Genomic DNA, 14,797 nt, shown 5'->3' on the forward strand with positions numbered 1-14,797 from the left:
GAATAAATGCTTTTTATATTAAGGTAGTTGAATTAATATCACTATTAAATTCTATTTCGAAAAATAATATAAACAAGTTCAGTTCAACCTCTTCTAAAGATAGGAGCCGTCTTCTGGATGAACAACAATTTACCAGATTTTACAAAACCTTTAAAAACTTTTCATTTGTCCACAATCCGTGTATATTGCAATAGGATACGGCAATTAATTTTCCAGTCTTTCCAGTCTTAAACCGAAAAACAGTAATAGGGTCAGTATAAACAGTACTTGCATCCGCACCATCAATAGATGCTCCATGGGCTTTGAATTCCGCTTTACCTACCTCATATGGGAATTTTTCACCGTCCGGATGGAAAAATAACTGAATCCATTCAATATGATGGGCAGTGGTATTCGGATGAGGCATTTCTTTTCCTACTGTAATCTCTACCAGAACTGATTCACCTTTGTTTATACTATCTGGACAATCGATTACCGGAACATGTTTTTCAGTTTTCCAATCTGCTGATTGAAATAAATTCTTTGTTTCTCCCATTTTATTCCCTCCTCTCCTCAAATAGGACATCTTTTAGATACAACCCAATTACTTTTGTTACAGAAAATTTTTATGTAAAAAAATATTGGGTGTTGACTAATATTAGACTGGTATATTTGCAAAAACAAAAGTATTAGCTATTTTTAAACACCAGAAGATTGTAACTCTTTCAATCTATCTTTTATTATCTTTTCAATATCAGAGCCAAAATAGATAGAATATTCGCTTTTTAGAAATTCTCTAATTTTTATTATCAGGTTTCTATTATTTATATTTTTAATATCTTTTTTAACAATGCTGAACATCATCCTGATAGCATCCTCCTTATAAATAGATTCAGGGAATCTTTTAACGTAATCATGAAACACTAAAAAATTCAGTGAATATTCATCAGTGAATTCCTTCCAATCCATATAAATATTCGGATCAACAAAGCTTTCCAAAGCTTTATTAAATAATAAAGTTGAAAGATAACCAGTTGTATAGAAATTAAGAAGTTCCAAATAAATCTCTCTTATTAATTTCTCTCTATCATTACCTTGGGTTATTTCTGTGTCTTCTATCATATTATTTATTCGACGTGCCCTATGCCATATCTCTTTTGACTCAGCTTCTTCAAGTTTAAAAACTACACCGAAGGTTGTTAATATAGGAATTGGTGTACCATTTTTCTCTGCCGGCTTGAATCTCAAACTTTTTGCATAGTCAACACCAGCCTCATCCAATATCTGATATCCAGAAGATTTTCGTACATCTACCCTTTTAACCATTCCGCTATCATCTATTAAAATATTTAGTTCAACTCTACCCTGTAGCCCCCGACTTACAGCTTCTTTTGGATATATTGGCTTGGACTGAGTTAATAACACCGGGGGGTTAATATCTGATTCAATCTTCTTTGTAAAAAGTGCAGTTATCTGACTACACGAAGAAAAAAATAATAGCGATATTGTTATTATCCAAACTATAATCTTCATAACATCTATTATATAACAACATATTTTTAATTTGTCAATACTTTTCAAATGAAAATTAAGTAAACTAAAAGTTAACTTTTTCAAATCATTATTGGAATATAATCCCATCATTTTCTAAATTTCGCTGAGCAATTTTAAAGAAAGGAGTGCAATCATGAAAATTGGATTCATTGGAATGGGGATTATGGGAAGTAGAATGGCAAAGAATCTTGTAAAAAACGGTTTCGATGTATCAGTTCATAATCGAACATATGAAAAGGCAAAGCCAGTGATTGAATCAGGTGCTAAATGGGTTAACGACATTGTTATACTCGCAAAAAACTCTGATATTATAATAACAATGCTATCTACACCTGAGGTAGTAAATGAAATAGCCTGCGGTGAAAGAGGTTTTTTGACACATATGAAAAAAGATAGCATATGGATAGATTCGACGACAGTAGACCCTGAATTTTCAATAAAAATGTCAAAAAAAGCAGAAAAATATGGTATAAATTTTCTCGATGCTCCTGTTTCGGGCTCACTTATACCAGCTGAAAGAGGGGAATTAATATTTTTAGTCGGGGGCAAAAAGGAAATTTTTGAAAAATGTATCCCTCTTTTTAATGCAATGGGCAAAAAATATATACACGTTGGTGAGAATGGAAAAGGATCAGCTCTAAAGCTTGCTGCTAATCTCCTGCTTGGTGTAACATATATGGGTTTCGTAGAAGCTCTTATTCATGCTGAATCACATGGTATTCCCAAAAAGTTAATTCTTGATTTTCTTTTAAACAGTCATCTTACGGCACCTTTTCTATCAGCAAAAAGAAGCAAAATTGAACACGAAGAATTTTCACCCGAATTTCCATTAGAATGGCTACGGAAAGACCTATTCCTATGTCTTGCAACGGGTTATAGAAATAATGTGCCTATGCCTGCTACAAGTGTGGCAGAATCTATTTACGCCTTAGCAAAAAATTATGGATTATCGAGGGATGATTTTACGGCAGTCTATAAATTTCTTAAGAAAATAAAAATCTAAGATTTACTCAATTGATATTTTAACCAGTTCCATACCTTTCTATAGCATTTTACCCTAAAACTGACAGTACTGTTGTAATACTGCTCTTCCAATACCTTACAAAAATTCCTCACGAGCGATATTTCTTTGACACTTTCAAGCGGCAATTCTATCGGTACTTCCAATTCCTCTTTCTCAATCTCCCTTAATATTCTTTCTTTCAGCGTATTTATTCTCAACTTGTTAAGAGCTGATATGTAAATTGCGTCAGAATACAATCTCTTCGCTCGTAAAAATACATCTCTATTCATAATATCTATTTTATTAAATACGATGATATAAGGCTTTTTATCAGCTCCAATCTGTCTTAAAACCTCATTAACGTTTTCTATCTGGTCTAGACACTGATCAGTACTTATATCAGCAACTTTAACTATCAAATCGGAATCTCTAACCTCTTTTAAAGTACTCCTGAATGAGGCAATAAGTGTATGTGGTAATTTTCTAATAAATCCAATAGTATCACTTATTAAGGCCTTATGATATTTATCAATCTGCCATAATCTGGTAGTCGTATCGAGAGTGGTAAAAAGCTTATTTTCAGCAACAACATCAGCTGAAGTTAGAGTATTTAGTATTGTAGACTTTCCAGTATTAGTATATCCAACAAGTGCTATTCTGAAAAAATTTTCCCTTCTTTTATCCTGAACCTCTCTCTCTTTATCTATTTCCATTAATTCCTTCTTTAATTTTGCAATCCTTTCCCTGATTATTCGTTTGTCAATCTCAATTTGTGTTTCACCAGGTCCTCCACGAACCCCTACACCTCCAATCTGTCTCTCCAGATGTGTCCATCTTCTACGTAATCTAGGAAGGAGATATTGCAGGGATGCAAGTTCAACCTGTGTTTTGGCTTCTTTCGTTTTTGCATGCTTTGCAAATATTTCAAGGATAACTCCCGTTCTGTCTGTTACCTCTACTCCAAGCAAATTTTCAAGATTCTTCAGCTGCCTTGGAGATAAATCATCATCAAATATTACTTCATTTATACCTTTTCCCTTCACTATCAACTTTATTTCTTCTACTTTACCTCTTCCGATAAATGTAGCAGGATTAATTTGCTTTAGATTAACCATTAACTTACAAATAACCTCAAAACCGAGTGTATCTACCAACCTTTCAAGTTCATCAAGGTATTCCCCTACTAAACAAGCATCTCCCCTGTTTTTGCTGACTCCGACCAAAATAGTTCTATTTAATTCACCTTTATTCACCATCTCTCTCACTTGAGACTCTATTAATTCTACTTAAAAAAGTTTCAATTATCAAAAGCGAAACAACAAGAATTATGAAAATAGTAGATAAATCTTTTTTTTCAATCATAGTGTAATTTTCTTTTGATTTCTCATTCAAATCAATCCATACAAATTTATTTTTATCCACCTTATATCTTCTCTCAAATGTTCTTTGATCTAAAAAACTATTGCCAATCTCTGACAGCGATATATTAACCGCCAATTCTTTCATTATACTATTTTCTGAATAAACTTCAAAAAAACCTGTATCATCAAACCTATCAAATACCAATTTATTTCTCTCTATTAACGGATAGAAAACGCGCTTATCCGGACCCACCATCTTTATCTCTTCCACAGCTTTCTTACCTACATTCTCGATTACATACTGCTCACCCGTAGATTTTATAAGATTAAAACTGGATGTATTTGAAAGATAAGCAATAATTCTATTTAGCAAAACAGGGAAAAATCCCTTGAATGGTAAATCTGACCACCTACCGTCAATCCCAGTTGCAATAAGAAATCCAAGCGTTCTTGAATCATCCTTACATTCAATTAAAAATGGATTCCCATCAGAATAATAAATGATTGCATGATCATCATTATCAATATCAAATACAGGTACTTTGAAAAACCTTACATTGGATAAAATATCCACATCTTTACGGAACACATTTACAAATAATTGGTGTTCCCTATCAAATTTTCCAAGACTTACAAAAGCTTCTTCAACCTTACTACCTAAGAACTTTACAAGTTTGGGAAATCCTAATATATTATGCCACAGGTTATTATAACCACCAAGATCGCAATCATCACCAGGAAAAACAACAATCGATGTACTTTTTGATACCAGTTCCTTTAACCTGGCTATTTGTTCATTTTTCAAATAACAAACATTTGAAAAAATGACTATATCATACGAAAGTAACTCATAATAGTTTATTTGATTCACAGACGAAATATCAACGTCATAATAATCAGAACGTGAAGAAGTTAACGCATTATAAATATAGCGAATGTCCTGTCCAGTTTTCCCGACTATTAAAATCTTAATTCTTTCTGGGAGGTAGACTACAAAATACCATTTATTATCTGCAGGCAGATTGTCATTTCTAATCTCAGCATATCCTGTTGTAAAACCATTCTTTTGAGGCATAATCTTAAATTGAACTACCTCCCGCCCAACCGGTTCAATATTCACAACATCTTTACCAACTTTTTCATCATTAACATATAATGTTACTGGAATCTCTGATGCAACTGTATCCCAGTTGTTAATTTGTAAATTTACAATTAATGGATTATTAGTGGATATCAAACCAGTCGATAAATTTCCAGTTATTGCAAAATTCTTAAGCTCAAAATCCGTCTTGATAATCACTGGAACAATGTCCCATTTATTTAATCCATTTATCATATTGCTTATCTCATTACCAGAGCCAAGATTAGATTCTTGTAAATCCGTAACTATCCATACATAATTTTCCACATTTTCATTTCCCTCAATCTCTTTCAGGATATTACTCAATGTAATATCTAGTTTACCTTCCAAATTTGTTATGCTAATTCTCTTTATGCTGGATATAAAATCTTCCTCTGCTTCTATCCTTCTATCCTTGATGACCGGTTTATTATTAGTTGTTGTATAAACACTTAGATAGAATGGGTATTCAAACTTCTGTGAAAGGGCGGAAAGGTATGATATAGACTCTTCAAGAACATTTGAATTATTTACAAGGCAGGACATTGATAGAGAATTATCAATGACCAAATTCAGTCTTGAATTCTTTCTAATAAATAAACTTTTGACTACTTCTGACAAATAAGGTTTTGCGAAGGAAAGAATTAAAAACAGAATAATCAACGTCCTTAGTAAAAGAACCAAAATCTGTGATATCTTTACTTTCCGAATTGCATCCTTCTCCAGATTCTTTAGCAATCGTATATCACTGAAGTAGACTTCCTTGTACTTTTTTCTACCAAGGAAATGAATTAATATGGGGAGTCCTGCAAGACCGAGAAGGTATAAAACTTGAGGATTCAAAAAGCCCATATTCTAAATTCCCAATATGGTGATTATAAGTCCTGAAATAATTGGTATAGAAATATTATCATCGAATTTTTTTGGTAAAAGTTCCACAAGAGCAGCTACTAAAACTCCTACAATTTTAATATGAAAAGGAATGCTTGTTATCCAGATAGTAGCAATCAAGCTTGATATAGTGAAAGCCAATGATCCTTCTAATGTTTTATTAAAAATCTTTATTCTACCGTATTTCATCCCTAAAATACATGCAGTAGAATCACCAATAGTTAAGAATAACAAAACAGTAGTAGCAACATCCTTAGGAAAAAAGAAAATAGTGAGGAAGCTACCAATAAAGACATAAGTAGCTCCAGTAAGGTTGTATTTTGCTTCATGACTTCTCAACATCCAGCCAAATATTTTCAGATATAGATCGTAAAGATTTGGTATCAGCATTCGTAATACTTCAGCAAAAAGAAATATAACGGTTAATATTCCAAGTATAACTAAAGCTGTCCTTCTTTCTACAAAAAAATAGTAAATAATTGGAATCAAAGATGCTGTGAAATGAATTACTTTTCTGGCTATTTCACCTTTCGTTAATTTTCTCACTTACTATTCTCTCCAGGAGTTTGAAGTTTTCATATGGCGAATCGTTCTTGAAAACTGCGTTACCAGCAACTATCAAATCAACACCTGCATCAATAGCCTCCACTATCGTCTTATCATTTATACCACCATCTACCTCTATATAAAATTTCAGCCCTTGACTATCCCTGTACTCTTTGACATACCTCACCTTATCCAGACATTCCATAATCATTTTCTGCGCACCAAAACCAGGGTTAACAGTCATTATAAGAAGATGGTCAACATATTGTAGCTGATTCTTTATCTCATCAATTGGTGTTTCAGGATTTACAACAAGTCCTGCTGATATTCCATATTCTTTTATCTTCTGCAGTAATTCTCTCACTCTTTCCCCTATTTCCGCATGCACGAGTATCGTATTGCTTCCCGCTTTAGCAAAGGGATCAATAAATTTCTCGGGATTTGTAATCATTAAATGTGATTCTAAATGTAGTGGTGTCGCTTTTCTTATCGAAGTTACCATTGGAGGACCAAAGGTTATATTCGGAACAAAATGACCATCCATAATATCTAAATGAATTCTTTTAGCACCAGCCTTCTCAAGAATCTTAATCTGTTCCCCAAGCCTTGTAAAATCTGCTGACAAAAGGGATGGAACAATTTCAACATTCATCATTCTACCCTCATGGTGCTAACTTTCAAATTAACCTTTACTGGATTTTCAAACTCCTTACCCGCTGAGGGTATCTGATCGATTACAGTATACGGTGTAAGTTCATCCATCGGGATATATCTAATATCACCAATCCCAAGCCCTGCCTTTTTTAGAATTTCCTTGGCATCACTAAGGCTTCTGCCCGTTACATCGGGAACCCTAAAAAGCTTTTCAGGTGGACCAGCACTAACCCAGAGTCTCACAGCTGCACCTTCCTCTATCACATAGCCTGGCTTTACATCTTGATCTATTATAACACCAGCAGGCATAACTGATGAAAATTGCATAAAGATCGTATCTATTAATACATGGTATCTCTCAAGTTCCAACCTGGCCACTTCTAAAGGTTTCCCCACTAATCTCGGCATTTCATGATATACTTTACCACCAGTAATCACTAATTTAACTATCCTACCCTTTTTAACTTTCCTGCCTGGCTTCGGAATTTGTTCCAGCACTATCCCTGGGGGCTTTTCACTACTATGTATAGTGTCTATCACTTCTACAAAAAAACCATTAAGCTTTAATATTGCTTCAGCCTCGGAATATGACTTACCGATTACATTAAACATTTCAAGTTCCTTGCCATGTCTGACATACCATGGCATAATAAACCTATCGAGTACCAGTACAAATATTATTGTAAAGACAATAAAAGCAATCAGTATTTTTAGAAAATTATTCAAAACTATTGACATATCAGTAAACCATTAAAATTTATTCAATACTTAAATAATCTAACAGCAAAACTTCCGGTCATCTTGTGCTTATATGGGAGCACAAAAACCGCTCCTCTATCGTCACAGTACTTTTTATCGATAAACTTCCAGGCATGCTCGACTCTAAAATCAACATTTGTACTAAGAAACTTATCAATTACATCCCAATTTTCTTCCCTTTCGAAAGAGCAGGTGGAATATACCAGTATATTTCCTCTTTTCATCTGCCGTGAAATATTTTTAAGGATATCCATTTGTAGCATTCTTAGTTTGTCAATATCTTCAGGCTTTCTGTTAAACTTAACATCTACATTCTTAGCAATTGTCCCTGTTGCAGTACATGGAGCATCTATAATCACTTTGTTAAACTCCGGATAATCATCCTTTGACGCATCAAGCTTTAGCAACTTTACATTCTTGATACCAATCAAATCTACCTCTTTTTTCAGCAAATAAATTTTACGTGCTGAAATGTCACAAGAAATCAGCTTTGCTCTCTTTGTAATCTGCCCAATCAATGTTGTCTTCCCACCAGGACCAGCACAGCAATCCAGAATTATATCATTATCATCCGGCTGAAGTAAAAAAACGGACAAAGCCTGGGATAAATCCTGGACAGAAAAACATCTTTTTTGAAAAAGCCTACTACGCAACAATGCAGATGGTTCATTGGATCTAAAAAAATGAAAACCATTGTATTCAGTATCTCTTATGCTAATTCCCATTTTTTTAATTTCAAAAACTAAATCTTCCCATTTGATCTTCATTGGATTATGTCGAAAAAAAGGACTATAAATGATAGAGTTAAATTTCAATAATTCAACTGTTTCATTGTAGCCAAATTGCCCAACCCATTTTTTGACAAGCCACTCTGGATGAGAATATTTTATTGATAACGCCTTTATCTCATTAAATTCTCTTAGTTTCTTTTCAATAATGGACTCGTTGGGTAAATTCCTCAAAACTCCATTCACAAGTTTTGAAATCTCAGTATTACAAATCTCCTTTGCAGTATTCACTGTCTCATAAACCGCAGCATGTGGAGGCACTCCTAAAATCATTTTTTGATAAACTCCAACCCTTAACAGATTCAAAACAATCCGCTCGAGTTTTTTTATATTCTTCTTATAGGTAAGGGAAATTATAAAATCTATATAACAAAGATTCTGGATTACCCCTTTAACTATGCTATAAAATAGAGACAGATCTTTATCTGGAACGCTATATTGTCTGGCAAATTTTTCTATTTCAAGCTTATAATTCGATCCCTTTCCAAATCTATTAAGAGTCAAAACAGCGGCAGCTCTTGCATTCACGATATGAATCTGTCCCCAATCTTACCTCTGAAGCCTTTTATAAAAAAAGCTACATCAAGAGGCTTTTTCCCTTCCATCTGTAGTACTTTTGGTACTAAAAGACCTTTGCCAGTCTGTATTTTCAATTGTTTTTTATCAATATAAACTATTGTACCCGGCAAGTAACTTGTATCCAATTCCTCGTAGCCTGCTTTCAAGAACTTTACTCTTTTTTTAAAAATATATGAATATGCTCCCGGATCAGGAGATAGACCATGAATTAAATTTTTTATTTTTTTTGCATCTAATTTCCAGTTAATCTTCCCCACCTCAGTAGTAATTTTTGGAGCATAGGTTGCCTTACTATTATCCTGGGGTATAGGATCTATTTTTCCTTCTTCCAGCAAATCAAGAACCTTCACCAGGGATTCACCACCGAGATTTGCAAGTTTCTGACTCAATACACCGGCGGTATCGTCTTCATTAATTTCAACTGATTTTTGATAAAGAATCTCGCCAGTATCCACCTTCTTTCTTATCTTAAATATTGTAATTCCTGTTTTCTTTTCTCCATTTATCAATGCCCAATTTATTGGAGCGGCTCCTCTGTATTTCGGCAATAGTGAAGCATGGAGGTTTATAGCACCCATTGGAGGTATCTCCAAAAGTGATTCTGGAAGTATCTTGAATGCTACTACAACAAAAATATCCGCGTTAAAACTTCGAATCTGATTTAAAAAAACCTCTGATTCTAGCGAATCCGGTTGTAAAATCGGTAATCCAAGATCCTCAGCAAGCTTTTTCACCGGTGTCTTCTGGAGTTTCAAACCTCTGCCCTTAGGTTTATCCAGATTTGTAACAACAGCCACTATCTTATGTCTCGATTTGTTTATCGCTAATAAAGATGGTAGTGCGAATTCAGGGTTACCCATGAATACTATTTTCATAGGATATGTATCCTATAGTTCTCCTCGCAAAGCTTTTTCTTTTAGCCGCTTTAAACGAGAGGCCAAAAAACTCTTCTTAAGAGGACTAATTCTATCGACAAAATAAATTCCATTCAAATGGTCTATCTCATGCTGTATTACCCTTGCCATTAAACCGGAAAACCTTTCTTCCTTTTCTTCCCCCTCAGGTGTTTTATATCTGACTATAACTGTATCAGGTCTTATTACATTTGATCTAATTCCCGGAATACTCAGGCATCCCTCCTCTATTTCGCTTTCGCCTTCTGAGTAAACTATCTGCGGATTTATGAAAACCATACGTTTATATTCAGGTTCATGTACTGATATATCAGTAATAAAAAAACTCATATCCAGACCCACCTGATTTGCCGACAGCCCTATACCAATATTCTCATACATCGTTTCGAACATCTCTTTAATTATTTTATCAAAACCATCCGGTATTTTATCAATATCCTTTACCTTTTTCTCCAAAATAGGAGAACCATAAAGATAAATTTTCATAATACACCTTTTCAATTTAGTTTGCTGGCAATTGCGTTTCTAGATACCTGTATTTTCACATCCTTTGAAATCCTGAGGATAACAACATTTTCCTTCTCTCTTATACCCTCTATCTTTCCTATTATTCCACCAATCGTCATCACTTCATCGCCAGGTTGAAGACTTTGTAACATAATCTGTTTTTCTTTTTGCTTTTTAGCCTGCGGTCTTATCATTAAAAAGTACATTATCAAGATTATCAATAGAAAAGGTAAAAATGCTAATAGCGAATTACCTGAACCTGACGATTGACCAGCTGCATATAATAAACTACCCACTTTACCTCCTTTATTTTAAAAACCTTTTAATTTTAATCAATCTAATCGGTAATGGCAACCACGACTCTGTTTGTTTAATTTTGCAGCATGCAGAATCAAAAACGAAGTGGTTACAGCATTTCTCAATCCAATTAAATCATCACTCAGGCGCCCATTTGCATAGAAAGGATAAATATCCTGTCTCAACTTTTCAATAATCCCATACGCTCTTTCAAGCTTTTTCTTAGTCCTAATTATCCCTGCATAATTCCACATTGTATGTTTGATGGTTAACCAGTCCTGATGTAATAATTCTGGGTCAACTTCTTCATTCTCTTCTTTCCAGGCAGGAACATTCGGTATTATCATCGACTCTTTTCTAATTCTATCCGCACAGTCTCTCCCTGCAATTGTTCCAAATACCAAACATTCCAATAGGCTACTTGAAGCTATTCTATTCGCACCATGAATTCCTGTACAGGCAACCTCACCAACAGCCTTTAATCTGTTTATAGTTGTATTTGCCAGTAAATCCGTGGCTATTCCACCACATTCATAATGGGCAGCAGGGACTACAGGTATTGGTTGGGTTGTTATATCAATTCCATCTTCCAGACATCTCCTATATACACCAGGGAATCTTTCCTTTATCCAATCGCTATCCTCATGTGTTACATCAAGATATACACATTGCCCACCTGTCTTCAATAACTCCTGAACTATCGCCCTACATACGACATCTCTTGGAGCAAGCGATCCATCTGAATGATATTTCTTCATAAAATCCTGACCAAATCTATTTCGGAGGATGGCACCTTCACCTCTCAAAGCCTCAGTTATTAAAAATCGCTTCGTATCATTCGAATAAAGAGTGGTTGGATGAAACTGGACATATTCCATATTCATCAATCTGGCACCAGCTCTGTATGCCATTGCATATCCGTCGCCTCTGATGTTCTCTGGATTCGTTGAATGTAAATATATCCATCCCAGACCTCCCGTTGCCAGAATAGTAAATTTAGATAAAATGGGAATTACCTTTCCCTTTTTCTGGAAGAATACGTAGGCACCGGAACAGGTACTTGGCTCGTATATGTGTAATGGATTTAATGAATGATGGGCAAGAGTTATAAGGTCAACTGCAGTAGCTCCTGTATAAATTTTTATATTCGAAACAGCCTTTAGTTTTTTGTAAAAATTTTTCTGAATTGACTCTCCGGTGACATCATTTACATGTATTATCCTTGGTAAAGAATGAGCACCTTCAAGCGTAAGATGAAACTCACCTTTTTCATTCTTGTTAAAAGGGACTTTCAGATCATTCACAAGTATCTCGTCAATTAGAGAAGGACCCTTTTCATATAGCAGTTTTACAGCTTTCTCATTTACAAGATAATCTCCCGCTTTTCGGAAATCTCCAATGAATCTTTCGAGATTATCTTCTAAATTTTTGTATATTATCCCTCCCTGGGCATAATTTGATGAGGATTCAAAGAAATTATTCTGAGATGTTATAATAATTACATCCAGCCCCTCTCTTGCAGCTGACAGTGCAGATGCACATCCTGCAAGACCACTACCTATAACCAACACGTCTGTATATATTACACTTTCTTCCTTTTTCATTTTCTCCAAAACTATTCCTTTCTAACTATTCTATAATTTCCAATCAACGATAGTTACCCGCTAATTTATTAAAAATTAAACGTTTACTGAAAACCTTTTAAATATCTAGTTTATGGATATTGACAAAATAGATTTTATTATTTAAAATAAAACCAATAGGATTAAGGAGGAAGTAGTGAAAGAAAATTTATTTATAATTTCATTTTTACTTTTCATAATAACCTCCTGCAGTAAGACTGAACTTGATAAAAACAGTGGCAATATTAACTACATGAAAATGATAAATTATGGTTGCCAGAGTGAAAACCTCTCCAATTATCTGGCATTATACAACCCTAAACCTCAACTGGATACAATAATGGTCAATGATGACTCGCTTTTTATTTGCATCAGATTTATTACAAACTGCGGCGCTAAATTTATTGACAGTGTACTTACCTACAATAACACAATCGAAATTACACTCGATGATACAGGACCTCCAGCTGATTGCATCTGCCTCTTTAAAAACGATTTTGTCTTTGATAATTTCTACCCGGGTTCATTTCACTTACTGGTCAACCTGCTATGGCTTGGTGCGGAACAGGACCTTGATACAACAATCATAATCCCAAATTAAGAACATCCTAAATTGATAATTAAAAAACCGTAACATTAAGATGAATGAGATGAAGATGAAATATTCATTACTCTCTGTGTTCACCAAAACTATTAATCATCGTTTTAAAAATGAGCTTGATTTAAACATAAGCTATTCGGAAATGATTTCCAGTTCCTGTATATCCCCAGAGATACAATTTTCATAAATGCAAAATTTGGTACCCACCGCCAAGATACACTTTATTATGCAGCTCTTGATACCTTCCCCGAATAGGGATTCTACGAACATACTGATTGATTAAAAGAAGTCTGAAATTGTCAATCTTTAAAAGTATAGCCCATAGTTAAAAACTTTTTAATCTATCTTATCCCGAATAGGGATTCTACGAATTATATGTATTTGCTTCTGAGGATGAGAAAGCCACTCTGCCCCATTTTCAGCAATTAATACCATCTCCTCAATTGTGATAACACCTCTATTTTCAACCTTTAACCTCGGCTCAATTGTAAAAACCATTCCTGGCATTAGCTCCTTAAAAGGTCTATCACCATATTTTTCCCATGCAGGACCAAGAAGAGCTGTCCCATCATGAGCAAATCGACCAACCTGATGTCCAAGAGCATGAGGAAATTCATCATAACCGTTTTCTTTTAAAATTTGCCTTGCTATAGTATCCACCTCGATACCCTTTACCCCAGGCTTTAACGCCTTTCGGGACTCATCTATGATCCTGATTATTGTATTAAACCCTCTAATAACCTCCTCAGGCGGCGAAGTCTCTCCTTCTTCCAGCACATAAAATGTCCTCTGTAAATCAGAGCAATAACCGTCTATTTTAACGCCAAAGTCCATGTTTAAAACATGCCCTCTTTCAACCTTTCTGCCAGTAGGCTTGTAATGTGCTTCTGCAGTCTCTGGTCCAGTAAAAACGGACGGACATATTCTTTCATCCCATGCTGTTGTAAAATTTCTTTCTTTTACTTTACTCCTCACAAAATCTGCAATTTCTATTTCACTTACACCAGGCTTTATAAAATCTCTTACCTCATCAAATATCCTCTCTGCTTCAATTATAGCTTTTTTTATAAGCTTTATCTCAGACTTGGTCTTTCTTTCCCGAATCGCTGAGATAATAGGTTCTGAAGATATTATTCTACTTTCAAATCCTAACTCTCTCAGGTAATTCTTCATCTTAATATAGAGCCCATGAGTAAGCCCATCGCAAATTTCACTGTCTTCGGAATAGTTCAAAGCAATGGTACGAGGATTCTCATTTTTTAAAATTTCCTGAAAAACACTCTTCAAACTTTCTTTATACCCGATTACATTTCTATAAACCCCTAATTCATCTACGCTCGCTATATCATACTCACCAGCTATTACAGCATCATTCCCATTTTTAAATAACATTATAACCGTTAACCATGTAACATCTCCAGGCAAAAGATAGGGAAGGATTGGATCACCATTTAAACCAGACTCTCTGGTAACCGTCATCCAGCAATCGATATTAAAATACTTTAAAAGACTCTTAGCCTGAGCAACTTTCTCCCTAATCAAATTTTCCTTCAGCATATAAAACTCATCATTTGCTAAATATACCTTGTCAATATTAACAATTTTATTTCAATTATTCACAA

Annotated in this window: 15 protein-coding genes; 2 read left to right on the plus strand and 13 right to left on the minus strand. The window is 34.5% G+C overall.

All coding sequences use genetic code 11. From position 1 onward, the window contains the following. Window positions 1-139: 139 nt before the first annotated feature. A complete protein-coding gene (locus H0Z29_02875) occupies window positions 140-535 on the minus strand; it encodes a Neelaredoxin (GenBank protein MBO8130443.1) in 396 nt (131 codons plus the stop codon). A 143-nt stretch (window positions 536-678) separates the two neighbouring features. Further along, entirely contained in the window at window positions 679-1,512 is an 834-nt protein-coding gene (locus H0Z29_02880) for an energy transducer TonB (GenBank protein MBO8130444.1), read from the minus strand. Between the two features lie 154 nt (window positions 1,513-1,666). Here H0Z29_02880 and H0Z29_02885 point away from each other — a divergent pair, with 154 nt between their 5' ends. Next, complete coding sequence (locus H0Z29_02885) at window positions 1,667-2,536, plus strand: NAD(P)-dependent oxidoreductase (GenBank protein ID MBO8130445.1); 870 nt, start codon at window positions 1,667-1,669, stop codon at window positions 2,534-2,536. Here H0Z29_02885 and hflX read toward each other — a convergent pair. From hflX to nadB, 10 genes are all read right to left on the minus strand, one after another. Further along, window positions 2,533-3,801, minus strand: a complete 1,269-nt coding sequence (gene hflX / locus H0Z29_02890) for a GTPase HflX (protein MBO8130446.1) — start codon at window positions 3,799-3,801, stop codon at window positions 2,533-2,535. The two genes, H0Z29_02885 and hflX, sit on opposite strands and share 4 nt — an antisense overlap. Then, on the minus strand, window positions 3,782-5,869 hold the full coding sequence (locus tag H0Z29_02895; protein ID MBO8130447.1) for a BatA domain-containing protein: 2,088 nt from the start codon (window positions 5,867-5,869) through the stop codon (window positions 3,782-3,784). The genes hflX and H0Z29_02895 overlap by 20 nt, the downstream gene beginning before the upstream one ends. A gap of 3 nt (window positions 5,870-5,872) precedes the next feature. Then, a complete protein-coding gene (locus tag H0Z29_02900; protein MBO8130448.1) occupies window positions 5,873-6,454 on the minus strand; it encodes a hypothetical protein in 582 nt (193 codons plus the stop codon). Continuing rightward, window positions 6,432-7,106, minus strand: coding sequence for a ribulose-phosphate 3-epimerase (rpe, locus tag H0Z29_02905; protein MBO8130449.1), 675 nt, complete (start codon window positions 7,104-7,106; stop codon window positions 6,432-6,434). Before rpe ends, H0Z29_02900 begins: the two co-directional genes overlap by 23 nt. Then, window positions 7,106-7,846: a PASTA domain-containing protein gene (locus tag H0Z29_02910; GenBank protein ID MBO8130450.1), complete on the minus strand. Its 741-nt coding sequence runs from the start codon at window positions 7,844-7,846 to the stop codon at window positions 7,106-7,108. Before H0Z29_02910 ends, rpe begins: the two co-directional genes overlap by 1 nt. Window positions 7,847-7,869: 23 nt before the next feature. Beyond that, window positions 7,870-9,183, minus strand: a complete 1,314-nt coding sequence (rsmB, locus tag H0Z29_02915; protein ID MBO8130451.1) for a 16S rRNA (cytosine(967)-C(5))-methyltransferase RsmB — start codon at window positions 9,181-9,183, stop codon at window positions 7,870-7,872. Next, a complete protein-coding gene (locus tag H0Z29_02920) occupies window positions 9,180-10,109 on the minus strand; it encodes a methionyl-tRNA formyltransferase (protein MBO8130452.1) in 930 nt (309 codons plus the stop codon). The genes rsmB and H0Z29_02920 overlap by 4 nt, the downstream gene beginning before the upstream one ends. A 12-nt stretch (window positions 10,110-10,121) precedes the next feature. Continuing rightward, window positions 10,122-10,634, minus strand: a complete 513-nt coding sequence (gene def, locus H0Z29_02925; protein MBO8130453.1) for a peptide deformylase — start codon at window positions 10,632-10,634, stop codon at window positions 10,122-10,124. 11 nt (window positions 10,635-10,645) lie between these two features. Continuing rightward, complete coding sequence (gene yajC / locus H0Z29_02930) at window positions 10,646-10,861, minus strand: preprotein translocase subunit YajC (protein ID MBO8130454.1); 216 nt, start codon at window positions 10,859-10,861, stop codon at window positions 10,646-10,648. Window positions 10,862-10,987: 126 nt separating this feature from the next. Further along, window positions 10,988-12,556: an L-aspartate oxidase gene (gene nadB, locus H0Z29_02935; GenBank protein MBO8130455.1), complete on the minus strand. Its 1,569-nt coding sequence runs from the start codon at window positions 12,554-12,556 to the stop codon at window positions 10,988-10,990. A 175-nt stretch (window positions 12,557-12,731) separates the two neighbouring features. Here nadB and H0Z29_02940 point away from each other — a divergent pair, with 175 nt between their 5' ends. Next, window positions 12,732-13,175, plus strand: a complete 444-nt coding sequence (locus tag H0Z29_02940) for a hypothetical protein (protein ID MBO8130456.1) — start codon at window positions 12,732-12,734, stop codon at window positions 13,173-13,175. Window positions 13,176-13,511: 336 nt separating this feature from the next. On the opposite strand, the gene H0Z29_02945 is transcribed toward H0Z29_02940, so the two are convergent. Further along, window positions 13,512-14,729, minus strand: a complete 1,218-nt coding sequence (locus H0Z29_02945; protein MBO8130457.1) for an aminopeptidase P family protein — start codon at window positions 14,727-14,729, stop codon at window positions 13,512-13,514. Between the last annotated feature and the right edge of the window lie 68 nt (window positions 14,730-14,797).

The sequence above is a fragment of the Candidatus Neomarinimicrobiota bacterium genome (genome assembly GCA_017656425.1).
Lineage (GTDB): Bacteria > Fidelibacterota > UBA2242 > UBA2242 > B5-G15 > JACDNV01.

Bases quoted from the DNA above. Each gene is read 5' to 3' on its own strand.
- H0Z29_02875 (MBO8130443.1), bottom strand. From the start codon at position 535: ATGGGAGAAACAAAGAATTTATTTCAATCAGCAGATTGGAAAACTGAA.
- H0Z29_02880 (MBO8130444.1), bottom strand. From the start codon at position 1,512: ATGAAGATTATAGTTTGGATAATAACAATATCGCTATTATTTTTTTCT.
- H0Z29_02885 (MBO8130445.1), top strand. From the start codon at position 1,667: ATGAAAATTGGATTCATTGGAATGGGGATTATGGGAAGTAGAATGGCA.
- H0Z29_02895 (MBO8130447.1), bottom strand. From the start codon at position 5,869: ATGGGCTTTTTGAATCCTCAAGTTTTATACCTTCTCGGTCTTGCAGGA.
- rpe (MBO8130449.1), bottom strand. From the start codon at position 7,106: ATGAATGTTGAAATTGTTCCATCCCTTTTGTCAGCAGATTTTACAAGG.
- H0Z29_02910 (MBO8130450.1), bottom strand. From the start codon at position 7,846: ATGTCAATAGTTTTGAATAATTTTCTAAAAATACTGATTGCTTTTATT.
- H0Z29_02920 (MBO8130452.1), bottom strand. From the start codon at position 10,109: ATGAAAATAGTATTCATGGGTAACCCTGAATTCGCACTACCATCTTTA.
- def (MBO8130453.1), bottom strand. From the start codon at position 10,634: ATGAAAATTTATCTTTATGGTTCTCCTATTTTGGAGAAAAAGGTAAAG.
- yajC (MBO8130454.1), bottom strand. From the start codon at position 10,861: ATGTACTTTTTAATGATAAGACCGCAGGCTAAAAAGCAAAAAGAAAAA.
- nadB (MBO8130455.1), bottom strand. From the start codon at position 12,556: ATGAAAAAGGAAGAAAGTGTAATATATACAGACGTGTTGGTTATAGGT.